The following is a 23418-nucleotide window of genomic DNA, read 5'->3' as shown; positions in this document are numbered from 1 at the left end:
CTGCCTCAATGACGGTTTACGCAATTATCGGCGGTACGGGCCTTACCCAGCTGGAAGGGTTGACCATCAGCCGCGCGCTGGCGCTGGACACGCCCTACGGGCCGACCTCGGCAGATATCCAGATCGGTGAGTTTGGCGGCCGCGAAGTGTTGTTCCTGGCCCGTCACGGCCATCCGCACCGGGTGCCTCCGCATCAGGTCAACTACCGCGCCAACCTGTGGGCGCTGAAGCAGGCCGGGGCCGAAGCGATTCTCGCGGTAAATGCCGTGGGCGGGATTCATATGGCGATGGGAACCGGGCATTTTTGTGTGCCTCATCAGTTGATCGACTACACCAGTGGCCGCGAGCATACTTTTTTTGCCGGTGATCTGGAGCAGGTGACTCATATCGACTTTAGCTATCCCTACACCGAATCGTTGCGCGAGCAATTGATTGGCGCATTGGCGGCCGAGGGCTGCTCCTACAGCAGTCATGGTGTTTATGCCGCTACTCAGGGCCCGCGTCTTGAGACCGTGGCAGAAATCGCCCGTCTTGAACGTGACGGTTGCGACATCGTGGGCATGACCGGCATGCCGGAAGCGGCACTGGCCCGCGAGCTGGAACTGGATTACGCGTGCCTGGCGCTGGTGGTCAACCCGGCAGCGGGCAAGTCGACAGCGATTATCACCATGGCCGAAATCGAGCAGGCGCTGCATGAGGGTATGGGCAAGGTAAAAGCGACGTTGGCGCGGGTGCTGGCGGGCTAATCAAGTCCGTAGCAGCCGCCGAACGCAGCCTCGCGGAGCTCGGCAGCTGCTACAGAATCAAGCCGCAAGTTGCGTCAATTTTCAGCGCTTTTCAGTTTTAGGCGGCAACGGCGCAAACAATGCGTCGATGTCGTCATCCTGCAGTTTCCAGTCCCCAGCGACGCGTCCGTCCAGTACGCCTGCCGCCAAATCTGACTTTTCCTGCTGCAAATGCTGGATTTTTTCTTCCACAGTGCCGCGGGCAATCATTTTGTACACAAACACCGGTTTTTCCTGGCCTATACGATAGGCGCGGTCAGTGGCCTGGTTTTCTGCCGCCGGGTTCCACCAAGGGTCGTAGTGAATCACCGTGTCGGCCTCGGTAAGGTTCAGGCCTACACCACCCGCCTTGAGGCTAATCAGAAAAATCTGCAGCTTGCCGCTCTGGAAGTCCTTGACCGGTGTACGTCGGTCCCGGGTTTGCCCGGTGAGGATGGCGTAGGGCACCTTGCGCTTTTTCAGCTCGGCCTCGATCAGCCCCAGCATCGAAGTGAACTGGGAAAACAGCAGGATGCGTCGGCCTTCGGCAAACAGCTCTTCGAGCATCAGCATCAGGCTGTCGAGCTTGCCCGAGGTGCTGCCTTTTTTCGGCGGGGTGTCGCTGACCAAGCGCAGGTCGCAACATACCTGGCGCAGTTTGAGCAGCGCTTCGAGGATAATTATCTGGCTGCGTCCCACGCCCTTGCGGGTGATTTCGTCGCGGACTTTTTTGTCCATCGCCAGGCGCATGGTTTCGTACACGTCGCGCTGGGCTTCGTTGAGGTCCACCCAGTGGATGATTTCGGTCTTGGGCGGCAGTTCGGTAGCGACCTGCTCCTTGGTGCGGCGCAGCAAGAACGGTTTGATCCGCGCATTGAGATGCTGCAGGCGCTCGTTGCTGCCCTGGCGTTCAATGGGCACCCGGTAGTCGCGATTGAAAGTCTTGACGTCGCCCAGCCAGCCGGGCAGCAGGAAGTGGAACAGTGACCACAGCTCACCCAGGTGGTTCTCCAGCGGGGTACCACTCAGGCACAGGCGCTGGCGGGCAACCAGCTCGCAGGCGGCCTGGGTGGCCTTGCTGCCGGGGTTCTTGATGTACTGTGCTTCGTCCAGCACCAGCAGGTGCAGCGGCAGTTTTGCCAGATGCTCGATGTCCTTGGGCAGCAAGGCGTAGGTGGTCAGGATCACGTCGTAGTCGTTGAGGTGCGCGAAATATTTTTTGCGCGTGGCACCATACAGCGCCAGCACCTTGAGCTGCGGCGTAAAGTGCGCCGCTTCGTCGAGCCAGTTGGGGATCAGGCTGGTGGGCATCACAATCATGGCCGGGCGATCAAGGCGGCCGGCATTTTTTTCGCACAAGATATGCGCCAGGGTCTGCAGGGTTTTGCCCAGGCCCATGTCATCGGCCAGCACGCCGCCCACTTCCAGCTGACGCAATGACTGCATCCAGCTCAGGCCTTCGAGCTGATAGGGGCGCAGGTTGGCATTGAGCCCTTCGGGGGCTTCGACGCTGAAGTTCTTGATATCTCGCAGGCGCTGGGCGAAGCCGCGAATCTGCTCGCCACCTTCCCAGCGCAGGGGGAGTGCATCTAGGGCGTTGAGCCGCGGCGCGTCAGCACTTTTGATCCGCAGAGAAGTGGCGTCCGGCTCGCCCAGATAAAACTCGTCCAGAGTGGCCAGTACCGGTTTCAGCCGCCCGTACGGCAGCGCAACCTGCAGCGGACCATGGCCGCTGGCAGGGTTGGCCGGAATATTCACCAGGATCAGTTCGTCGTCCCTGCGCCGGGCGAGTTTTTCCGGGTTGAGGATGTCGCTGTGGGAGCGCATCAGGTTGAGCAGTATCGGCAGCAGGCTCAGGTGCTGGCCGTTGACGATAATCCCCAGCTCCAGGTCAAACCAGTCGCGCTCCGGGGCTTCGTCGACAGTGGCATACCAGTCTTCTACCGGGGTCAGGTCAAAGCCGAAACCTTCATCGATCTGCAACTCCCAGCCCTTTTCGGCCAGGCCTTGCAACTGGTTGAGGGTGAAATTCAGCCAGGCACTGTCATTGACCAGCTCAAACAGCTCGCCGGCGCTTTCCGGTAGTGCCTTGCTCTGGCGCGTGGCAATTTTAAAGCCCAGGCTGCGCAGTTGCTCGCGGTAAAGGTTTTCGACCTCGGGCTTGCGCTTGATGCGCAGGGTTTGCTGTTCCTGGCGCAGCAGGATGTCAGCGTTTTTTTGCCCGCTCACGTACTGGTCCAGGTAGTTGAACGACAGGGCGGCGCGGTGCTGGATATAGCGCTGCATTTTGCCGTTGCGCGGCTCGAAAGCGCTGAATTCGGCACTGGCCAGCCACAGTCGCGGTACTGGCTGGACGTCCTCGACCAGCTGTTCTGGCAGATTGTTGGGGCGACGTGAGTCGAGTACGGCCTGGAGTTTTTCCAGAAGCTCGGCATCCTGAGCAGCGGCGGGGTAGTTCAAGGTTTCTTCAATCTTCAGTAAGACGGCTGCGGTGTGCTTGCAATTAACCCGCACCGGGCAGGTACAGTGGGCGCTGACCAGCAGCAAGGTGCTTTTGGCCGACTCACGCAACTGAATGGTCTGTCGGTAGATGTTTTCGCCAGAGCCCTGACAGCTGGCAGTGATCAGCTTGTCGCCGATCTGGGCGATCCTGACCCGATTTTCCTTGGCGTAGCGGCGGCCACGCTCAAGGCTTTGTTCCTTGAAGCGACTGACCCAGCTTGGTGCCAGCGGCTGGGTCAGTCGGTCGGTGGGGTTCAGGGGCATGGGTTTTTCATTCAGGAAGACTTCGGCGTCAGGCGCTCGAACAGCGCTTCAATGGTATTGAAGCGTTCTTCCGGGCGCTCCATGGGTACCATGAATTTGAACAGGGTCGCGCCTTCGAATTTGTAGCGGTTGGGTTGGCCCTGGATCAATTTGATCAGCACCATCGGGTCAACCGGGGTGTCGGCGGCAAATTCGATGCGTCCGCCTTGCGGGCCGGCGTCGACTTTTTTGATGCCTAGTTGCTCGGCCTGCAATTTGAGCAGGGTGATGCGTACCAGGTTCTTGGTCGGCTCGGGGAGCAGGCCGAAGCGGTCGATCATCTCGACCTGCAAGTCCTTGAGGCCCTCTTCATCGGTTGCCGAGGCAATACGCTTGTAGAGGATCAGTCGCGCATGCACATCCGGCAGATACGACTCGGGAATCAGCGCAGGTACCCGCAGGTTGATTTCCGGGCCGCCACCCAGCGGCTGGTCGAGGTTGGGTTGTTCGCCCTTGCGGATCGACTTGACCGCACGTTCGAGCATTTCCATGTACAGGGTAAAACCAACCGCCTGAATCTGGCCGCTTTGACCGTCCCCCAGTAACTCGCCCGCGCCACGGATTTCAAGGTCGTTGGTGGCCAGGACAAAGCCGGCACCCAGGTCCTGGGTGTTGGCGATGGCTTCCAGGCGTTTTTGCGCGTCCCCGGTAATCTGCTGGCGCGGTGGCGTCAGCAGGTAGGCATAGGCCTGGTGGTGACTGCGTCCGACGCGGCCGCGCAACTGGTGCAACTGTGCCAGGCCGAACTTGTCGGCGCGCTCGATGATGATGGTGTTGGCGCTCGGCACGTCGATCCCGGTCTCGATGATGGTCGAGGCGATCAGCACGTTGAAGCGCTTGTGATAGAAGTCACTCATCACCTGTTCGAGTTCGCGTTCGCGCATTTGCCCGTGACCGATGCCGATCCGTGCTTCAGGCACCAGCTCGGCCAGTTCGGCCGCACATTTCTCGATGGTTTTAACGTCGTTGTGCAGGTAGTAGACCTGCCCGCCGCGCAGCAACTCACGCAGCAACGCCTCTTTGACGGTGCTTTTGTTCTGTTCCATGACGAAGGTGCGCACCGACAGCCGGCGCGCCGGCGGCGTGGCGATGATCGACAGGTCGCGCATGCCTGACACGGCCATGTTCAGCGTACGCGGGATCGGCGTGGCGGTGAGGGTCAGGATGTCGACTTCACTGCGCAAGGCCTTGAGCTGTTCTTTCTGGCGCACGCCGAAGCGGTGTTCTTCGTCGATGATCACCAGGCCCAGGTTTTTGATTTTGACATCGTCCTGCAGCAGCTTGTGGGTGCCGATGACGATATCGATCTTGCCTTCGGCCAGGTCGGCGACTGCCTGGTTGATCTCTTTGGCCGACTTGAAGCGGCTCATCACCTCGACCGTTACCGGCCAGTCGGCAAAACGGTCGCGGAAGCTGTTGTAGTGCTGCTGGGCGAGCAGGGTGGTGGGTACCAAAATGGCCACCTGACGGCCGCCATGCACCGCAATAAAGGCCGCGCGCATGGCCACTTCGGTCTTGCCGAAGCCCACGTCGCCACACACCAGACGATCCATGGGCTTGGGCGACAGCATGTCGGCGCGTACGGCTTCGATGGTGGTTTGCTGGTCCGGGGTTTCTTCAAACGGGAAGCCGGCACTGAAGGTTGCGTAATCCGCTTTCGGATCGGCAAATGCATAACCTTCGCGGGCTGCACGACGAGCGTAGATGTCGAGCAGCTCGGCAGCCACGTCACGCACTTGTTCGGCGGCCTTGCGCTTGGCCTTTTGCCAGGTTTCCGAGCCCAGGCGGTGCAGCGGCGCCAGTTCATCATCGCTGCCGGTATAGCGGGCGATCAGGTGCAGGTTGGCCACCGGCACATAGAGCTTGGCGCCTTCGGCGTATTCCAGGGTCAGGAACTCGGCCACCTGATTGTCGACTTCAAGTGTGGCCAGGCCCTGATAGCGACCTACGCCGTGGTCGATATGCACAACGGGTGCGCCTTCGCGCAACTCGGTGAGGTTCTTGATCACCGCATCGTTGTTGGCATCGGCGCGTTTTTCCCGGCGCCGGCGCTGCATCACGCGCTGGCCGAACAACGGGCTTTCGGCGATCAGCGCCAGCGCTGGATCCTCCAGCAGCAGGCCTTCATCCAGCGGGGCGATAGTAATCGCCAGGCGGTGTTTGCTGGCGACGAAGTCCGGCCAGCTGTCGACTGTTTTGGGGCGCAGCTTCAAGCGTTCCAGCAGTTCGAGCAGTACTTCGCGGCGACCGGCCGATTCGGCGGTAAACAGCACGCGGCCATCAAACTGCTCAAGGAAACCGGACAAAGCCGCCAATGGCTGGTTGGCCTTGGCTTCGATGGCCAGGTTGGGCAGCGGTTGCGCCGGGAAGCGTTCACGGCTGCTGCCGGTGTCGATGTCATCCTGGCTGGCGACCACCCGCGGCCAGTTTTTCAGGCGGGCGAAGCAGTCTTCAACCGGCAGGAACAGCTCGGCAGGCGGTAACAGTGGTCGCGACGGATCGATACGGCGCTCTTCGTAGCGGTTGCGTACGTCAGACCAGAAATTCTCGGCGGCCTGCTCGATGCCTGGCAGCGAGAATACTTGCGTGTCAGCCGGCAAATAGTCGAACAGGGTCGAGGTTTCATCGAAAAACAGCGGCAGGTAGTACTCGATACCCGCGGGGGTAATGCCGCTGCTCAAGTCCTGAAAGATCGGGCAGCGACGGAAGTCGACATCAAAACGCTCGCGAAAGCGCGCCTTGAACCGGGTCACCGCGTCTTTTTGCAGCGGGAACTCACGTGCCGGCAGCAGGCGCACCGACTCAACCTTGTCGATCGAGCGCTGGGTCTCGGGGTCGAAGGTGCGCAGGGTCTCGATTTCGTCGTCGAACAGGTCGATCCGGTAAGGCAGTTTGCTGCCCATCGGGAACAGGTCGATCAACGCGCCGCGCACGGCGAACTCGCCATGTTCATACACCGTATCGACGCAGCGATAGCCACTGGCCTCAAGCCGGGTACGCATTTGCTCCACATCCAGCTTCTGGCCGATGTCCAGCACCAGGCTGCTGCCGAGCAGGAACTTGGTCGGGGCCAGGCGATGTAGGGCGGTGGTCACCGGCACTACCAAAACACCATGACTCAGTTCCGGCAGCCGGTACAGGCTGGCGATACGCTGGGAGATGATGTCCTGGTGCGGCGAGAACAGATCGTAAGGCAGGGTTTCCCAGTCGGGAAAATGCAGTACCGGCAAGTCAGGGGCAAAGAATCTCAGTTCCTGCTCAAGACGCTCGGCGCTTTGGCTGTCAGCGGTCAGGAGCAGGGTGAAGCGCCTGGCGGCGCTGGCAGCCTCGGCAATCGCGAGGCTCAGGGCGGCACCGGGCAGATTGCTCCAGTGCTGTTTACCTGCCGTGGCAGGGAGTTTCGGTAGACGCAGGACGGGCACGGAAGGTTGAGCTCCAAGCGTTGCGACAAAGTTGGCGATTGTAACGGGCCAAGGGGCTGGCTGTCAGTTGCAGCCTTTAACAGCGGCGCAAATCAGCGCATAACACTGACATGGGGGTGCCAAAGGGGCTGTGCAAGGGCAGCAGACTGATGAAATGGCAGTTGTTATAAAATTTTTCGCCTATATTTGTTGATGCTTAATCGTTTCAGTAACGGCGTATGACAGGCGTGCATTGCCCCTGCATGGGCGCAGCGGCATAATGTAGCCCCTTTTTTCAGCCCCTACATGTGGAAGGTTCCCGTGACTCAGAAGCCCGACCAGTGTCTTGGTGAATGGATCGACCGTGAAGCACTCGCAGAAGCGATGATTCCGCTTATCGGTCAGCTTTACCGCAATAACAATGTGGTTAGCTCGATCTATGGCCGCAGCCTGATCAACCGTTCAGTCATTGCGATTCTCAAGGCTCACCGCTTTGCTCGCCATCGTCAGTCCGATGATATCGAATTGTCCGTGCACGAAACTTTCCCGTTGCTCAAGGCAATGAGCGAGCTCAAGCTCGGCGCTGCTTCGGTAGACCTGGGCAAGCTGGCCGTGAAGTTCAAGGCCGAAGGCAATGGCCGCACGGCTGAGCAGTTTGTGCGCGAAGAACTGGCCGATGTTGTGGGTCAGCAAAACGCTTCTGCACGTAAAGGTACTGACGTTGTGCTGTACGGCTTCGGTCGTATCGGCCGTCTGCTGGCGCGCATCCTGATTGAAAAAACCGGTGGTGGCGACGGTCTGCGTCTGCGTGCCATCGTTGTGCGCAAAGGCGCCGACAACGATCTGGTCAAGCGTGCCAGCCTGCTGCGTCGTGACTCGGTGCATGGCCCGTTCGATGGCACCATCGTGGTCGATGAAGCCAACAACACCATCACCGCCAACGGCAACCTGATTCAGGTTATCTACGCGAAAAACCCTACCGAAGTGGACTACACCCAGTACGGTATCCAGAACGCCCTGCTGGTGGACAACACCGGTGTATGGCGTGATGCCGATGGCCTGGGCCAGCACTTGCAGTGCCCTGGTATCGATCGCGTGGTCCTGACCGCTCCGGGCAAGGGCAAGCTGAAGAACATCGTTCACGGCATCAACCACGGCGAAATCACCGCAGACGACAAGATCGTTTCGGCGGCATCCTGCACCACCAACGCCATCGTGCCGGTGCTCAAGGCTGTCAACGACAAGTTCGGCATCGTCAATGGTCACGTTGAAACGGTTCACTCGTACACCAACGACCAGAACCTGATCGACAACTTCCACAAGGGCGACCGCCGTGGTCGTAGCGCCGCGCTGAACATGGTTATCACCGAGACCGGTGCTGCTACCGCTGCTGCCAAGGCATTGCCTGAGCTGGCCGGCAAGCTGACCGGTAACGCGATCCGTGTGCCGACGCCGAACGTGTCGATGGCCATCCTCAACCTGAACCTTGAGAAGCCGGCTACCCGTGAAGAAATGAACGAGTACCTGCGTCACATGGCGCTGCACTCCGATCTGCACAAGCAAATCGACTTCGTCAGCTCCCAGGAAGTGGTGTCCACTGACTTCGTGGGTTCGCGTCACGCCGGTGTGGTGGATGCTGAAGCGACGATCTGCAATGACAACCGCGTTGTGCTGTACGTGTGGTACGACAACGAATTCGGTTACAGCTGCCAGGTAGTACGCGTGATGGAAGACATGGCCGGGGTCAACCCGCCAGCGTTCCCGCGCTAAGCAACCGCCGCAACTGAAAACGCCCCGACTTGTCGGGGCGTTTTTGTTTGTGCGGGAAACCTGTGGGAGCGGGCTTGCTCGCGATGGGATCGGCGCGGTTGTTCAGTCAGACCGCGTTGCTGGCATCGCGGGCAAGCCCGCTCCCACAGGGGTCAGGCATTACCCGCCACCGCCGATTGCGCCGTACGCAACTGATGCTGATTGCCACGGAACAACACCACGGTCGCAATCAGGCCCAGTATCGCCGCCCCGGTCAGCCACAGACCGGGGGCGGCCTTGTTGTCCAGGGCATGAATCAGGTAAGTGCAAGCCGCCGGAGTAAAGCCACCGAAAGTGGCGGTCGCCAGGCTGTAGGCCAGGGAGAAACCGGTGGTGCGCACTTCAACTGGCATGATTTCGGTCAGGGCAACCACCATCGCGCCGTTGTACGAGCCATACAGGAACGACAGCCACAGTTCGACAATCAGCAGATGACTGAAGCTCGGGTTGGCCACCAGCCAGGACAACGCCGGGTAGGCGGTCAGGATCGCCAGGATGGTCGCACCCAGCAGCAGCGGTTTACGCCCGATCTTGTCCGACAGCGAGCCCATGACCGGCAGCCAGAAAAAGTTCGACAGGCCAATGCACATTGTGACCAGCAAGGCATCGAAGTCCGACAGATGCAGCTCGGCCTTGCCGAAGGTCGGGGTATAGGCAGTGATCAGATAGAACGACACGGTGGTCATCACCACCAGGGCCATGCCACCCAGCACCAAGCCAAAGTTCTGACCGACTGAGCGAAGGATTTCACGCAGGGTAGGGTGATGTTTGCGGGCTTCGAACTCAGGAGTTTCTTCCATCGAGCGGCGGATCACAAAGATCACCGGCACAATCATGCAACCCAGCAGAAACGGAATCCGCCAGCCCCATTCACCCATTTCTTCAGGGCTTAGCCAATGGTTGAGACCAACCCCCAGCAAGCCTGCGAACACCACGGCAGCCTGCTGGCTAGCCGACTGCCAGCTGACGAAGAAACCCTTGCGCCCCGGTGTGGCGATTTCTGCCAGGTACACCGACACCCCGCCCAGTTCCACGCCTGCCGAAAAACCTTGCAGCAAGCGCCCGAGCAACACCAGCAGGGGTGCGGCAACACCCAGGGTGGCGTAGCCCGGCACGCAGGCGATGAGTACGGTACCCATGGCCATCAGGGCCAGGGTAATGATCAGGCCCTTGCGACGGCCGTGGCGGTCAATATAGGCACCGAGAAAAATCGCACCCAGCGGGCGCGCGAGAAAACCGGCACCGAAGGTGGCCAGGGCGAGCATCAGTGAGGCAAAAGCGCTATCGGTTGGGAAGAAGGTTTTGGCAATGGCCGTGGCGTAAAAGCCAAAGACCATAAAGTCGAACATCTCTAGGAAGTTACCGCTGACAACGCGAAAAATCGCCTTGCCTTTGCCCGTACTGGAGGCCATCAGAAATCACCCGCTCTTATCTGTTTTTATGCGTTATCCGTGTTTTTACTCGTCCACACTGCCAGGCAATGACCTGCGCCATTGCGCAAAACAGTTTTGTAACCATATGTGTAAAAAAGTGTGTAGGCAACATTTCTTGGCGCTACACGGCCGGGCTAGGGCCTTTGCGCAAGCAGGCTCAGGCGCAGAGGGTCGGGCAGACCTTCGGGTGCGAGCCAGATGCCCAGGTAGATTTTGGCCAGTTGATGATTCTGGCTGGTGAAAATGACCTGGCCATTGCGCTCCAGCTTCAGCCCGCGTTGCGGGTTGTAGTCCAGGGCGTAGCGATCGCCGCGTTTGATATCGCCAAAACTGGTCTGAAGTTGTTTTAGCGGGGCGTCGAGGCGAGCCAGGGTGGCTGCCGGTTGCTGGCGCTTGAGGATGGTGGCCGAGGCCCGGGTGATATCGCTGTGCTCCAGATCGCGCAGATAGAACAGCTCAAGGCGCAGCTCGCGCTGTTCGTCAAAGGCCTGTTGCGGTTGGATGCCTGGCTGGGTGAAAAGGGCTGCGGCATAGATATCGGCCCAGAGGTAGGTCAGCACGATCTGGCCTTTGCGTTCCATGAGTTGCGTGCCATCGCGCCATTGGGCGGGAAAGTTGGCTTCTTTTAGCCGAGCTGACTCATCGGCCAGGCTGGTGGTGGAGTAAAGCAGCAACAATACGATCAACAACTGGCGCATGGTGGATGGCTCTGATCGATGGTTGTTAGAGGTTATGTCAGTTTTGCTAAGTGTGCGGCAGCTGCTACGCAGGCTCTCGCGCGCGATGAGATGTAGTGAACACAAAAATAGCCAACGACCAGACCAAGGGTTAATGTTCGCGGCGTTCAGGCTTCTATAGACTGTGCCCCACGTTTTGATCCTTCATGGCGCTGGCCGCGACATGATTTAGCCGTAGGTGCCCAAAGCGGTGCCACGGCCTGTTCTGAGGAGTACGCATGGCTGTCTACAACTACGACGTAGTGGTACTGGGTTCTGGCCCGGCAGGAGAAGGTGCGGCAATGAACGCCGCAAAAGCAGGGCGCAAGGTGGCAATGGTGGATAGCCGGCGTCAGGTTGGCGGCAACTGCACGCACTTGGGCACGATCCCGTCCAAAGCCTTGCGTCACTCGGTTCGCCAGATCATGCAGTTCAACACCAATCCGATGTTTCGGGCCATTGGTGAGCCGCGCTGGTTCTCGTTCCCGGACGTACTGAAAAGTGCCGAGAAGGTTATTTCCAAGCAAGTGGCTTCGCGCACCGGTTACTACGCACGTAATCGCGTCGACCTGTTCTTCGGCACCGGCAGCTTCACCGACGAGCAAACCATCGAAGTGGTGTGCACCAACGGCGTTGTCGAAACCCTGATGGCCAAGCAAATCATTATCGCCACCGGCTCGCGTCCTTATCGCCCGGCTGATATCGATTTCACTCACTCGCGTATCTACGATAGCGACACCATCCTCAGTCTGGGCCACACCCCGCGTAAGCTGATTGTTTACGGGGCAGGCGTGATCGGCTGCGAATACGCGTCGATCTTCAGTGGTCTGGGGGTGTTGATTGAGCTGGTGGATAACCGCGAGCAACTGTTGAGCTTCCTCGATTCCGAGATCTCGCAAGCGCTGAGCTACCACTTCAGCAACAACAACATCACCGTACGCCACAACGAAGAGTACGAGCGGGTAGAAGGCGTCGAAAACGGCGTGATCCTGCATCTCAAGTCCGGCAAGAAGATCAAGGCCGACGCCTTGCTCTGGTGCAATGGCCGTACCGGCAACACCGATCTGCTGGGTCTGGAAAACATCGGCATCAAGGCCAATGGCCGTGGCCAGATCACGGTTGATGAAAACTACCGCACCACCGTGCCGAACATTTTTGCCGCAGGTGATGTAATCGGCTGGCCAAGCCTGGCCAGTGCCGCCCACGACCAGGGGCGTTCGGCAGCGGGCAGCATCGTTGATAACGGCAGCTGGCGCTTCGTCAATGACGTACCGACCGGCATCTACACCATTCCGGAGATCAGCTCGATCGGCAAGAACGAGCAGGAGTTGACCCAGGCCAAGGTGCCGTACGAAGTGGGCAAGGCGTTTTTCAAGAGCATGGCGCGTGCACAGATTGCCGGCGAGCCGCAGGGCATGCTGAAAATCCTGTTCCACCGTGAAACCCTTGAAGTGCTGGGCGTTCACTGCTTCGGTTATCAGGCATCAGAGATCGTGCACATCGGCCAGGCGATCATGAACCAGCCGGGCGAGCTCAATACCCTGAAGTACTTCGTCAACACCACGTTCAACTACCCGACCATGGCCGAAGCCTATCGGGTAGCGGCCTACGATGGCCTCAACCGGCTTTTTTGAGCGGCTCCGGCCGGTGGCCTGAGCCGGCCGGGGAGACCGATTTCAGCTATTCCCGAGGGTGGCAGTGGCCAAACCGGGAAAGTCTGTAATCAGGCTATCTACGCCGAAGTCGGCGAGCCTGCGCATCAGCGCAGGTTCGTTGACTGTCCATACCGACACATGCAAACCCTGACGCTGGGCCTTCTCCAGGCGTTCAGGCGTGCACAGTGTCCAGTTCAATGCCAGCATCTCGCAGCCATAACTCTGGGCGACCTTGATCGGGTCGAGCCAGGCGTATTCGGCCACCAGGCCGCGGGACAGGTCTGGCGTCAACTCCAGCGCAGCCTTGAGCACCTCACGCGAGCTTGACGTGACCGTGACCTTGTCCATCAGCCCGTGACGTACCGCCATTTCGCGGATTGCCAGCACGGTGGTTGCTGCGCGGGTGCGCGAGGCGCTCTTGACCTCCAGCTGCCAGTGCTCGAAGTCGCACTTTTCAAACAGCTCCTCAAGGCGCGGGATCGGGCACGGCTGCATCCAGCCCGGGCCACCCTTGCGCGCGTCATAGGTCACCAGGTCGGCAGCCGTGTGCTCGATAACCTTGCCGCGCCGGTCCGTGGTGCGCTTGAGGGTCGGGTCGTGGATGACCATCAGCTCACCGTCCTTCGACAGGTGCAGGTCGAGCTCACAGCGCCGTACGCCATGCTTGAGGCATTGCTCAAAGCTGGCAAGGGTGTTTTCCGGTGCTTCGCCTTTGGCGCCGCGATGGCCATAAATCAGGGTCACATTTGCTCCTTGTACAGAGTGATCACGGCCCGGTGCTTACTCGGGCGCGGATGTTTGTTGTTCGCGGGCCAGGCGGCGCGCCTGTGCCTGTTTTTGCAAAATGTAGCGCGCCAGCAACTGGCGCTGCGTATCGGTGAGGGATTCAAATTCGGTGTTGATGCGGTAGTCGCCAGCGTGCGCCTGGCAATCGACCACGCGGGCACGCAGCAACAGGCCCAGGGCCTGGGGCATCAATACCAGCTTGACTGAAAGGTGGCTGCCCGCCGGGCAGGGGTGCGGGTGATGGAACTCGATACCGCCTTCGGACAGCATGACCGGCTGCAGTTCACCGATCTGGCCCAGCACCGTTTGCGCAACGATCTGGCTCAGCAGTTCGACACGTTTGTTCAGGGTTTTCAGATAGCTGGAAAGGGTGCGGTCGCGTTCGCTGATCTGGCGCAGCAAGTGCTGGGACTCGAATTCGCTCAGGTGCAATTCGCTGAGCAAATTGAACAGCGGTGACTCATCCTGCAACACTTCACTGCTCGCGGCTTCGAGGGCCGACAGCGGGGTTATTTCCAGTGCGATCATATCCTCGATACGGTAGTATTCGCGGCGATCTGCTTCATCTAATGTCGACATGGCGAACCCATGATGGCGGCTGTGGTCTGAGTGTAAAGCTGCTTATCAGGCCCCGCCACAAGGACGTCTTCTTTTCCCTCGAACAAGCCCCGACATGTTCAGACCTCTCTCTTTATTTATCGGCACGCGTTATACCCGTGCAAAGCGTCGCAATCATTTTGTGTCGTTTATTTCCCTGACCTCGATGATCGGGCTCGCCCTTGGCGTGGTCGTGATGATTGTCGTGTTATCGGTGATGAACGGCTTCGATCATGAGATGCGCACCCGCGTGCTGGGCATGGTGCCCCACGCGACCATCGTCGGCGACCAGCCGATCAGTGACTGGCAAAGCCTGGCGGCCAAGGTCAAGCAGAACCCCAAGGTGGAGGCGGTTGCGCCGTTTACCCAGATGCAGGGCTTGCTGACCAATGATGGCAACGTGCAGAAAGTCCTGCTCAATGCCATTGACCCGGCGCAGGAACGCAATGTCTCGATCATTGACCGGTTCATGCAGCAGGGCCAGCTCGACTCGCTGACCCCGGGCAGCTTCGGCATCATCATTGGCGACAAGGCCGCGAAAAAGCTGGGTGTGAGCGTCGGCGACAAGCTGACCTTCGTTGCGCCGGAAGTCACGGTGACACCGGCCGGCATGTTCCCGCGCATGAAGCGTTTTACCGTGCAGGGCATTTTTCATGTCGGTGCCGGTGAGATCGACGGCTACCTGGGCATCACCAACCTGCAGGACCTGGCGCGTTTGCAGCGCTGGAAACCTGACCAGGTACAGGGCCTGCGGCTGAAGTTCGATGACCTGTTCGAAGCGCCGCGCACTGCCTGGGAAATCGCCCAGCAGCTGGGCGAGAGCCAGTATTACGCCCGTGACTGGACCCGTACCCACGGCAACCTGTACCAGGCCATCCGCATGGAAAAAGCCATGATTGGCCTGCTGTTGCTGCTGATTGTGGCCGTGGCCGCGTTCAACATCATTTCCACGCTGGTAATGGTGGTCAATGACAAGAAAGGCGACATCGCCATCCTGCGTACCCTGGGGGCGACGCCGGGCACCATCATGGCCACCTTTATGGTTCAGGGCACCGTTATCGGTGTGGTCGGGACGGCCATCGGCGCGGTGGTCGGGATGCTTGCTGCGCTCAATGTCAGCGCTGCGATCTCGGCCCTTGAAGGCCTGATCGGGCACAAGTTTCTCAATGCCGACGTGTATTTCATCGACTACCTGCCCTCGCAGTTGCAGGCACAGGACGTGTTGATGGTGTGCGGTGCGGCATTGGTTCTGAGTTTCCTCGCGACCTTGTACCCGGCCTGGCGTGCTGCGCGCACCCAGCCTGCGCAGGCGCTTCGTTATGAGTGAGTTGGGCATGAAAGAACAAGCAGTGTTGAGTTGCCGCGACCTGGGCAAGTCCTACGAGGAAGGCCCGGAATCCGTGGTGGTGCTGTCGGGGCTGCAGCTAGAGTTGCACCCTGGTGAGCGGGTGGCGATCGTCGGGACTTCGGGTTCGGGTAAAAGTACCTTGCTCAACCTGCTCGGCGGGCTTGATACCCCGACCAGTGGCAGTGTCTGGCTGGCGGGTGAAGAGCTATCGGCCCTGGGCGAAAAGGCCCGTGGCCTGTTGCGCAACCGCTCGCTGGGTTTCGTGTATCAATTTCACCACTTGTTGCCCGAGTTCACCGCGCTGGAAAACGTTTGCATGCCGTTGCTGATCGGCAAGACGGCGATCCCCGAAGCCCGTGAACGGGCCACGGCCCTGCTGACCCGGGTGGGCCTGGGTCATCGCCTGGAGCACAAGCCGGCCGAGCTGTCGGGTGGTGAGCGCCAGCGTGTGGCGATTGCCCGGGCGCTGGTCAACAAGCCAGGGCTGGTGATGCTCGATGAGCCCACCGGCAACCTCGACTCGCACACGGCCCAGGGCATTCAGGACCTGATGCTGGAGCTCAGCACGTCAATGCGCACTGCGTTCCTGGTGGTGACCCACGACATGAACCTGGCCCGCCAGATGGATCGCGTGTTGCACCTTCAGGAAGGTCGCCTGACCACGATCTGACTGGCCAGCATCTGACGCCTGCAAGCGGGCGTCAGGTCTTCAATTTTTATACGGTGCCCGCGAATGTTCAGACCGTTATCGATTTTTATCGGCACGCGCTATACCCGCGCCAAGCGCCGCAATCGTTTTGTTTCGTTTATCTCCATGACCTCGATGATCGGCCTCGCTCTCGGCGTGCTGGCGATGATCGTGGTGTTGTCGGTGATGAACGGCTTCCAGCGTGAAATGAGTAACCGCATCCTCGGCATGGTGCCCCACGCGACCATCGTGGGCGTCAAGCCCATCGATGACTGGCGCCCGGTGGCTGACGCGGCGATGAAAAACCCCGAGGTGACGGCAGCCGTGCCGTTTACCGAGCTGGACGGCATGCTGTCCTATAAAGGCTCGATGCAGCCGATCCAGATCAGTGGCATCGATCCGGAGCAGGAAGGCAAGGTCTCGATCGTGACCCAGCACATCGTGCAGGGCAGCCTCCAGGACTTGAAAGCCGACGAATACGGTGTGGTGCTGGGCGATATTGTTGCGCGGCGTTTCCGTCTGGGCGTGGGTGACAAGATCACCCTGATCGTCCCCGAGGCCAGCACCGCGCCTGGTGGCATTACTCCGCGCCTGCAGCGGTTGAATGTGGTGGGTATCTTCAAGGTTGGTGCTGAACTGGATGGCACCATGGGCCTGATCCATATGGCCGATGCTGCAGCCATTCAACACTGGGAGCCGAACCAGGTGCAAAGCGTGCGCCTGGCGGTCAAGGATCTGTACGCGGCACCGCAGGTTTCACAGCAAGTGGCGGCCGGCCTGGGGGATGGTTACAAGGCTGACGACTGGACTCACACCCAGGGCAGTCTGTTCAGCGCCATGAAAATGGAAAAAACCATGATCGGTCTGTTGTTGCTGATGATCGTGGCCGTGGCAGCGTTCAATATCATCGCCACGCTGATCATGGTGGTGAACGACAAGGGCGCCGACATCGCGATCTTGCGCACCATCGGTGCGACACCGCGGCAGATCATGGCCATCTTTATGGTGCAGGGCACGGTGATCGGTATTGTCGGCACCTTGATCGGTGGCGTGCTGGGGGTGATTGCGGCGTTGAATGTCAGTGAACTGGTGGGCTGGATGGAGCGGGTGACCGGGCAGCATATCTTCAGTTCCGACGTGTATTTTGTCAGCAACCTGCCATCCGAGCTGCAGGGCGGCGATGTGGCGCTGATCTGCGGTGCGGGCTTTGTACTGAGCTTTCTGGCTACGCTGTATCCGGCGTATCGGGCAGCGAAGATTCAACCGGCCCATGCGTTGCGGTATTCCTGATAGTTGAAGAGCAAAAGCCCCTCACCCTAATCCTCTCCCGGAGGGAGAGGGAACTAAAGGCAAAAGCAGTTCTGCGCAGCGCCACAAATCAGCTCCCTCTCCCTCCGGGAGAGGGCTGGGGTGAGGGCAGCTTTGCTGGCAGCTCCACGACAAACCGCGTTACCCCCTCCTGCGACTCACAGCAGATCTGTCCGCCATGGGCACGAATGATCGACTGGGTGATCGCCAGCCCCAGCCCCGCATGCTCACTGCTGCCTTCACGGCGTGCCGGATCTGCCCGGTAAAACCGGTCAAACAGGCGTGGCAGCAGTTCTGCAGGGATTCCCGTGCCCGTGTTCTCGATGCTGATGCGCGCAGTGCCCGGCAAAGCCTCAATCAGCACTTTGATCGCGCCACCCGCCGGCGTATAGCGCAAGGCGTTATCCAGCAGGTTGGAAAGGGCGCGGCGCAGCATGCTGCGGTCGCCTGCAAGAAGTGCATTGCCTTCGCGGGTCAGTTCAATGTGCGAGTCTTCGGCCAGCAGCGCATAAAACTCCAGTAATGCCTCCACTTCCTGACCCAGATCCAGGGCTTCGCGCCGAGGCGTAAGCAAGCCGTGATCGGCCTTGGCCAAATAGAGCATGTCGTTGACCAGTTGCGCCATCCATTGCAGCTCTTCAAGGTTGCTATGCAGTGCCTCGCGGTACTCTTCAATGCCCCGGGGGCGGGTCAGGGTGACCTGGGTGTGGGTCAGCAGGTTGGACAATGGCGTACGCAGTTCATGTGCGATGTCGGCGGAGAATGCCGACAATCGCTGGAATGAATCGTCCAGTCGCGCAAGCATGGCGTTAAAAGCCGTGGCCAGCTCTGCCAGTTCAGCGGGCATTTGTTCCTGGGGCAGGCGGGCGTTAAGCGAGTCGGCCGAAACGCTGGCTGCGATCGCACTCATGCGGCGCAGAGGGCGCAAGCCGCTGCGGGCTGCCCACGCACCGAGAATCGCCGTGGCCAGTGCCGACAGGCCTACAGTCATCCAGATCAATCTCTGCATGCGCTGCAGGAAGTGCTGGTGGTGGGTGATATCCAGCAACAGGGTCAGATGCGGCGCATCGGGGCTGTCGGTCTGCGGTACCAGAACACGGTAATCGGTGCCGTTTATTTGCAGGCTGCCCAAGCCCGGGCGGGTCTCAAGCTCCAGTGGCAGGCGCGGTGAGCTGTCAAACCATAGATGCCCGTCCGGGCCGCGCACCCGTATCGCCAGGTCCGGCTGGTGGGCCAGATCCTGCATCAGGGCGGGCAGGCGCAGGGTGAAGCGTTCAAGGGTGTCAGCCCCTTGCAGCGTACTGCGTAGTACGGCGAGGCGACTTTCCATCAGTTGCTGGTCGAGCTCGACAAAATGCACCTCGCTGGCGCGCCCGAACAGCACCCCGGCAAACAGCGATACCACGGCGGTACAACCGGCAAACAGCAGCGCCAGGCGGCTGCTCAACGACAGGCGGCGCATCAACTGCTGCGCTCTTCAAGCACATAACCCATGCCGCGCACGGTGTGGATCAGCTTCTGCTCATGGTTGTCGTCGATTTTCAGGCGCAGGCGGCGAATCGCCACTTCGATGACGTTGGTGTCGCTGTCAAAGTTCATGTCCCATACCTGTGAAGCAATCAAGGACTTGGGCAGCACTTCTCCCTGACGGCGTAGCAGCAGCTCCAGCAGGGCGAATTCCTTGGCGGTAAGGTCGATGCGCTGGCCGTTGCGCTCAACACGTCGGCGGATCAGATCCAGGCGCAGGTCGGCCAGTTGCAGGCTGGTCTCCTGGGGAGTGTTGCTACCGCGGCGCAACAGGCTGCGAACCCGTGCCAGTAGCTCGGAAAAGGCGAACGGCTTGACCAGATAATCATCGGCCCCCAGCTCCAGGCCGTGGACGCGGTCAGCGACCGCATCCCGTGCGGTCAAAAACAGCACCGGCATGCTCAGTCCGGCGCTACGCACCGCTTGCAGGATTTGCCAGCCATCACGGCCGGGCAGCATGACGTCGAGAATCAGCAGCGAGTAATCCCCGGTCAGGGCCAGGTGTTGCCCGGTAATACCGTCGGCCGCCAGTTCGGTGGTGAACCCGGCCTCGCTCAGGCCCTGGCGCAAGTACTGTCCGGTTTTGACCTGGTCTTCGACTATCAGCAGTTTCATGGTCGACTCATCATAAAAATTAACCTCAGCCTTATACCTTGGTGCAGGTTATGCAGGGTCAAGCTGACAAAGTTGTAATCTTGCAGTCAGTTGAATGCCAGTGCCGAGACTTTAAAGTAGCGCCAAGCCTGACATTTTGTTTCTGGGAGTAAGTATGACCGCACGTATCCGTTTGTCGCTTGCTGGCTGTTTTTTGGCCTTGAGCCTGCCGGTAATGGCATCGCCTGCCGGGCATTTTGATTTTGGTCAGCCCGCACCTGCCGCCAGCGCCACGCGCACGGTTGAAATCGACATGACTGATATTGCCTTCACCCCAAAGTCGCTGGATGTGAAAGCCGGTGAAACGGTGCGTTTTGTCCTGGTCAACAAAGGGCAGTTATTGCACGAGTTCAACCTGGGCAATGCCGCGATGCACGCGGCACATCAGAAAGAAATGCTCGAAATGCAGCAAAGCGGCATGCTTACCCCGACCGGTATGGGGCATGACGGCATGGATCACTCGGCAATGGGCCATGGTGGCATGAGCATGCCTGGCATGAAACACGATGACCCCAACAGCGTGCTGGTCGAGCCGGGTAAAACCGCGGAGTTGACCTGGACCTTCACCCGCGCCGACAACCTGGAATTTGCCTGTAATGTGCCGGGTCACTATCAGGCTGGCATGGTCGGCAAGGTGAAAGTTGCGCCTTAAAACGTCCTGATTGTCGGTGAACGCTGAAAGCCTGGCTTAAACCCGATAGAATTACCGGGTTTTTCTAGCCAGGTTTTTGTCATGCATCCCGCCGCCGAACATTCCCCGCTGGGCAAGTCCAGTGAATACATCAGCACTTATACCCCGTCCTTGCTGTTCCCGATCCCGCGCGCGGCGAAATGGGCCGAGCTGGGGCTGAGCGCCGAAACGCTGCCTTATGTCGGCGTGGATTTCTGGACCTGCTTCGAGCTGTCCTGGTTGTTGCCATCGGGCAAACCGGTGGTGGCCATTGGCGAGTTTTGCTTTGCCGCCGATTCGCCGAATATCGTCGAGTCCAAGTCGTTCAAGCTGTATCTCAACTCGCTGAACCAGACGGTATTTGCCGATACCCCGAGCCTTGAGGCTACATTGCGTGCAGATTTGTCGGCCGCATCCGGCAAGCCTGTCAGCGTGCGCGTACGCAGTCTGGATGAAGTTCAGGCTGATGGCGTAGCCGTATTGCCGGGTGTGTGCATTGATGACCTGGATATCACGGTCAGTGATTACGCGCAGCCGCGTCCTGAATTGCTCAAGTGCGACGATTCCCAGGTGGTTGAAGAAAGCGTCTACAGCCACTTGCTCAAATCCAACTGCCCGGTCACCAGTCAGCCGGACTGGGGCACGGTGGTGGTCGAGTACCGTGGGGCGGCGCTGGATCACGCCAGTTTGCTGGCGTACCTGGTGAGCTTTCGCCAGCATTCGGACTTTCATGAGCAGTGTGTGGAGCGGATCTTTCTCGACCTGCAGCGTTTGCTCAAGCCCGAGAAGTTGACCGTGTATGCGCGCTATGTGCGCCGTGGTGGGCTGGATATCAACCCGTACCGCAGCACCGAAGCGGTCGAGTTCCAGAATGTGCGGTTGGTGCGTCAGTAATACGCTGTGACTCATGTGGGAGCGGGCTTGCTCGCGATAGGTCTATGCGGTTTGCCTGACAAACCGCGTCGCCTGAATCGCGAGCAAGCCCGCTCCCACAGGGTTTTGCTTAGCCGTTATTCAGCGCCTTGGCCTGCTCCAGCACTGCCTCGACATGGCCTGGCACTTTCACGCCGCGCCATTGGTGACGCAACACGCCATCCTTGTCGATCAGGAAGGTGCTGCGGTCCACGCCGAGGTACTCCTTGCCGTACAGTTTTTTCAGCTTGATCACGTCAAACAGCTGGCACAGGGCTTCGTCCTTGTCGCTCAGCAACTCAAACGGAAAACCCTGCTTGGCCTTGAAGTTCTCATGGGACTTGAGGCTGTCGCGGGACACACCAAACACTTCGGTATTGGCCGCCTGGAACTCGGCGTAATGGTCGCGAAAACCCTGGCCCTCAGTGGTGCAGCCCGGCGTGCTGTCCTTGGGATAGAAGTAGATCACTACCTGCTTGCCCTGGAGCTGCGACAGGCTGACGGTTTTTTCACTCGTCGCCGGGATCTGGAAATCGTCTACGGGTTGGTCAATTGCAACAGCCATTGAGTCGGTTTCCTTACATCGGGTTCTGTGGGCGCCAAGGTTCGATCAGTGCGTCCAGGTTCAGCGCGTCGGCGAAGTCGAGGAACTGATCACGCAGCCAGCTGATTTGCACGCCGGCCGGCAAGGTCACGGTGAAGGTGGCGTTGAGCATGGTGCCGCCGGTTTGTGGCGCCTGATAGGTATCGCACGTCAGGTTTTCCAGCTCGACGTTGTGGTCCATGAAGAACTGGCACAGCTCGTTGATGATGTCCGAGCGGTAGGCCGAGCTGACATAGGCCACGTACGGCAGCGCCTGCGGGCGGGTTTCAAGGGCCGCACTGCGTACTACATTGACGCTGAACGCGTGCTTTTTGGCCAGCGCAGGCAAGCCAGCTTCAAGGCGTGCCAGGGCGTCCCAGCTACCGGTAACTTCCAGGACCAGGGCACTGCATTCGCCGTGGCGAGTCAGGCGCGAGGTCACGACAGCGCAGCGATTTTCATGGCTGGCGCGGCACAGCACGTTAGTCAGCTCCATTGGGTTGGCGCCAAGGGCACTGATGACAAGGAATTGTTCGCGAACTGTGGGGGTGGACATTCAACCTTCCTAAAACGATGAGCGGTCAGTACGGTCGATGGCAGGCAAGTTGAGTATCAGGTAACACTTGAGCGTCAGAAGCCCGTCAATACTGCGTTCCAGGCGGTTTGCAGGCTCTGCAAAACGTGCTCGGTGGCGTTTGGGCGGGGCTTTTGGCGCTTGCTGAGGGCCTGTGAAACAGACTTGCGTACACATCAGTACCAATCAAAGGCTGAAGGGTAGCGAAAAGCAACGCGAAGGGGAATGCTCATCGGGCGCGCTGTTGCTTGTGCAAGGGTCATGGCGCCAGTACCATTACGGCTCTCTTTTTCCGGCAGGAGCGGTTGCATGATTGCGGGCAGTATGGTGGCACTGGTCACACCTATGGATGCACAAGGTCGTCTTGATTGGGACGCTCTGAGCAAACTGGTGGACTTTCACCTGCAAGAGGGCACCAACGCCATTGTTGCCGTTGGCACTACAGGTGAATCGGCAACTCTGGATGTGAACGAACACATTGAAGTGATTCGTCATGTCGTCAAGCAGGTTGCAGGGCGCATTCCGGTGATTGCCGGCACGGGCGCCAACTCGACGCGTGAAGCGATCGAACTCACCACCAATGCAAAGGCCGCTGGCGCCGATGCATGTCTGCTGGTGACACCGTATTACAACAAGCCGACCCAGGAAGGCCTGTACCAGCACTTCAAGGCGATCGCCGAAGCGGTCGATATCCCGCAGATCCTGTACAACGTTCCGGGCCGTACCGCCTGCGACATGCTGCCGGCTACCGTCATTCGTCTTTCCACCGTGCCGAACATCATCGGCATCAAGGAAGCCACCGGCGACCTGACGCGCGTACCGGCCATTCTGGCAGGGGTGAGCAGCGACTTCCTGGTGTACTCCGGCGACGACGCCACCGCAGTCGAGCTGATCCTGCTCGGCGGCAAGGGCAATATCTCGGTAACCGCCAACGTTGCTCCGCGTGACATGAGCGACCTGTGCGCTGCTGCGATGCGTGGCGATGCCGACACTGCCCGTGCGCTGCACGAAAAGCTGATGCCGCTCAATAAAACCCTGTTTATCGAATCCAACCCTATCCCCGTGAAATGGGCGCTGCATGAGATGGGCATGATGTCGGACGGTATCCGTCTGCCACTCACCTGGCTCAGCGAGCCTTGCCACGAACCACTGCGTCAGGCAATGCGCCAGTCCGGTGTCTTGGTTTAA

Annotated in this window: 19 protein-coding genes; 9 read left to right on the top strand and 10 right to left on the bottom strand. The window is 59.6% G+C overall.

The features are described from left to right. The first annotated feature begins 8 nt into the window (after positions 1 to 8). On the top strand, positions 9 to 746 hold the full coding sequence (locus FHL07_RS18710) for an S-methyl-5'-thioinosine phosphorylase (RefSeq protein ID WP_095002206.1): 738 nt from the start codon (positions 9 to 11) through the stop codon (positions 744 to 746). Between the two features lie 81 nt (positions 747 to 827). On the opposite strand, the gene FHL07_RS18705 is transcribed toward FHL07_RS18710, so the two are convergent. After that, a complete protein-coding gene (locus FHL07_RS18705) occupies positions 828 to 3530 on the bottom strand; it encodes a DEAD/DEAH box helicase (RefSeq protein ID WP_133144898.1) in 2703 nt (900 codons plus the stop codon). Positions 3531 to 3541: 11 nt separating this feature from the next. Beyond that, positions 3542 to 6991: a transcription-repair coupling factor gene (mfd, locus tag FHL07_RS18700; protein WP_095019366.1), complete on the bottom strand. Its 3450-nt coding sequence runs from the start codon at positions 6989 to 6991 to the stop codon at positions 3542 to 3544. 285 nt (positions 6992 to 7276) lie between these two features. Between mfd and FHL07_RS18695 the strand changes: the two genes are divergently transcribed. Further along, the gene (locus tag FHL07_RS18695) at positions 7277 to 8740 is read left to right on the top strand and encodes a glyceraldehyde-3-phosphate dehydrogenase (RefSeq protein WP_083369829.1); all 1464 of its coding nucleotides are present in this window, start codon (positions 7277 to 7279) and stop codon (positions 8738 to 8740) included. A 152-nt stretch (positions 8741 to 8892) separates the two neighbouring features. Here the strand turns inward: FHL07_RS18695 and tcuC are convergent, their stop codons facing one another. Then, positions 8893 to 10191 (bottom strand): MFS transporter, encoded by a 1299-nt coding sequence (tcuC, locus tag FHL07_RS18690; RefSeq protein WP_138738776.1) that lies wholly within the window; start codon positions 10189 to 10191, stop codon positions 8893 to 8895. A gap of 155 nt (positions 10192 to 10346) precedes the next feature. Further along, complete coding sequence (locus FHL07_RS18685) at positions 10347 to 10910, bottom strand: chalcone isomerase family protein (RefSeq protein WP_095020289.1); 564 nt, start codon at positions 10908 to 10910, stop codon at positions 10347 to 10349. A 257-nt stretch (positions 10911 to 11167) separates the two neighbouring features. Between FHL07_RS18685 and sthA the strand changes: the two genes are divergently transcribed. Beyond that, the gene (gene sthA / locus FHL07_RS18680) at positions 11168 to 12562 is read left to right on the top strand and encodes a Si-specific NAD(P)(+) transhydrogenase (RefSeq protein WP_095002200.1); all 1395 of its coding nucleotides are present in this window, start codon (positions 11168 to 11170) and stop codon (positions 12560 to 12562) included. A 42-nt stretch (positions 12563 to 12604) separates the two neighbouring features. On the opposite strand, the gene FHL07_RS18675 is transcribed toward sthA, so the two are convergent. Then, positions 12605 to 13327, bottom strand: a complete 723-nt coding sequence (locus FHL07_RS18675; RefSeq protein ID WP_095002199.1) for a glycerophosphodiester phosphodiesterase — start codon at positions 13325 to 13327, stop codon at positions 12605 to 12607. 36 nt (positions 13328 to 13363) lie between these two features. Next, a complete protein-coding gene (locus FHL07_RS18670; RefSeq protein WP_095002198.1) occupies positions 13364 to 13948 on the bottom strand; it encodes a PilZ domain-containing protein in 585 nt (194 codons plus the stop codon). Positions 13949 to 14042: 94 nt separating this feature from the next. On the opposite strand from FHL07_RS18670, the gene FHL07_RS18665 reads away from it, so the two are divergent. The 3 genes from FHL07_RS18665 (at position 14043) to FHL07_RS18655 (ending at position 17292) form a co-directional block, all read left to right on the top strand. After that, complete coding sequence (locus FHL07_RS18665; protein WP_095002197.1) at positions 14043 to 15293, top strand: lipoprotein-releasing ABC transporter permease subunit; 1251 nt, start codon at positions 14043 to 14045, stop codon at positions 15291 to 15293. A 7-nt stretch (positions 15294 to 15300) separates the two neighbouring features. Then, positions 15301 to 15984, top strand: a complete 684-nt coding sequence (lolD, locus tag FHL07_RS18660) for a lipoprotein-releasing ABC transporter ATP-binding protein LolD (RefSeq protein ID WP_165446489.1) — start codon at positions 15301 to 15303, stop codon at positions 15982 to 15984. A 63-nt stretch (positions 15985 to 16047) separates the two neighbouring features. Continuing rightward, positions 16048 to 17292, top strand: a complete 1245-nt coding sequence (locus FHL07_RS18655) for a lipoprotein-releasing ABC transporter permease subunit (RefSeq protein ID WP_095032163.1) — start codon at positions 16048 to 16050, stop codon at positions 17290 to 17292. Between the two features lie 88 nt (positions 17293 to 17380). On the opposite strand, the gene FHL07_RS18650 is transcribed toward FHL07_RS18655, so the two are convergent. Both FHL07_RS18650 and FHL07_RS18645 read right to left on the bottom strand, forming a co-directional pair. After that, complete coding sequence (locus FHL07_RS18650; RefSeq protein ID WP_095019363.1) at positions 17381 to 18772, bottom strand: heavy metal sensor histidine kinase; 1392 nt, start codon at positions 18770 to 18772, stop codon at positions 17381 to 17383. After that, positions 18772 to 19452, bottom strand: a complete 681-nt coding sequence (locus FHL07_RS18645; RefSeq protein ID WP_095002193.1) for a heavy metal response regulator transcription factor — start codon at positions 19450 to 19452, stop codon at positions 18772 to 18774. Before FHL07_RS18645 ends, FHL07_RS18650 begins: the two co-directional genes overlap by 1 nt. A 154-nt stretch (positions 19453 to 19606) precedes the next feature. Between FHL07_RS18645 and copI the strand changes: the two genes are divergently transcribed. After that, the gene (copI, locus tag FHL07_RS18640; protein ID WP_138738775.1) at positions 19607 to 20143 is read left to right on the top strand and encodes a copper-resistant cuproprotein CopI; all 537 of its coding nucleotides are present in this window, start codon (positions 19607 to 19609) and stop codon (positions 20141 to 20143) included. Positions 20144 to 20224: 81 nt separating this feature from the next. After that, a complete protein-coding gene (gene queF, locus FHL07_RS18635) occupies positions 20225 to 21055 on the top strand; it encodes an NADPH-dependent 7-cyano-7-deazaguanine reductase QueF (RefSeq protein WP_095019361.1) in 831 nt (276 codons plus the stop codon). Between the two features lie 109 nt (positions 21056 to 21164). On the opposite strand, the gene FHL07_RS18630 is transcribed toward queF, so the two are convergent. Together FHL07_RS18630 and FHL07_RS18625 are read right to left on the bottom strand one after the other, a co-directional pair. Then, on the bottom strand, positions 21165 to 21638 hold the full coding sequence (locus FHL07_RS18630; protein ID WP_095026090.1) for a peroxiredoxin: 474 nt from the start codon (positions 21636 to 21638) through the stop codon (positions 21165 to 21167). A gap of 13 nt (positions 21639 to 21651) precedes the next feature. Beyond that, on the bottom strand, positions 21652 to 22212 hold the full coding sequence (locus tag FHL07_RS18625) for a glycine cleavage system protein R (RefSeq protein WP_016780071.1): 561 nt from the start codon (positions 22210 to 22212) through the stop codon (positions 21652 to 21654). Between the two features lie 327 nt (positions 22213 to 22539). On the opposite strand from FHL07_RS18625, the gene dapA reads away from it, so the two are divergent. Next, a complete protein-coding gene (gene dapA / locus FHL07_RS18620; RefSeq protein WP_095002189.1) occupies positions 22540 to 23418 on the top strand; it encodes a 4-hydroxy-tetrahydrodipicolinate synthase in 879 nt (292 codons plus the stop codon).

The sequence above is a fragment of the Pseudomonas sp. FSL W7-0098 genome (assembly GCF_005930585.1).
Lineage (GTDB): Bacteria > Pseudomonadota > Gammaproteobacteria > Pseudomonadales > Pseudomonadaceae > Aquipseudomonas > Aquipseudomonas bubulae.
This window is presented reverse-complemented; position numbering and strand designations above follow the sequence as displayed.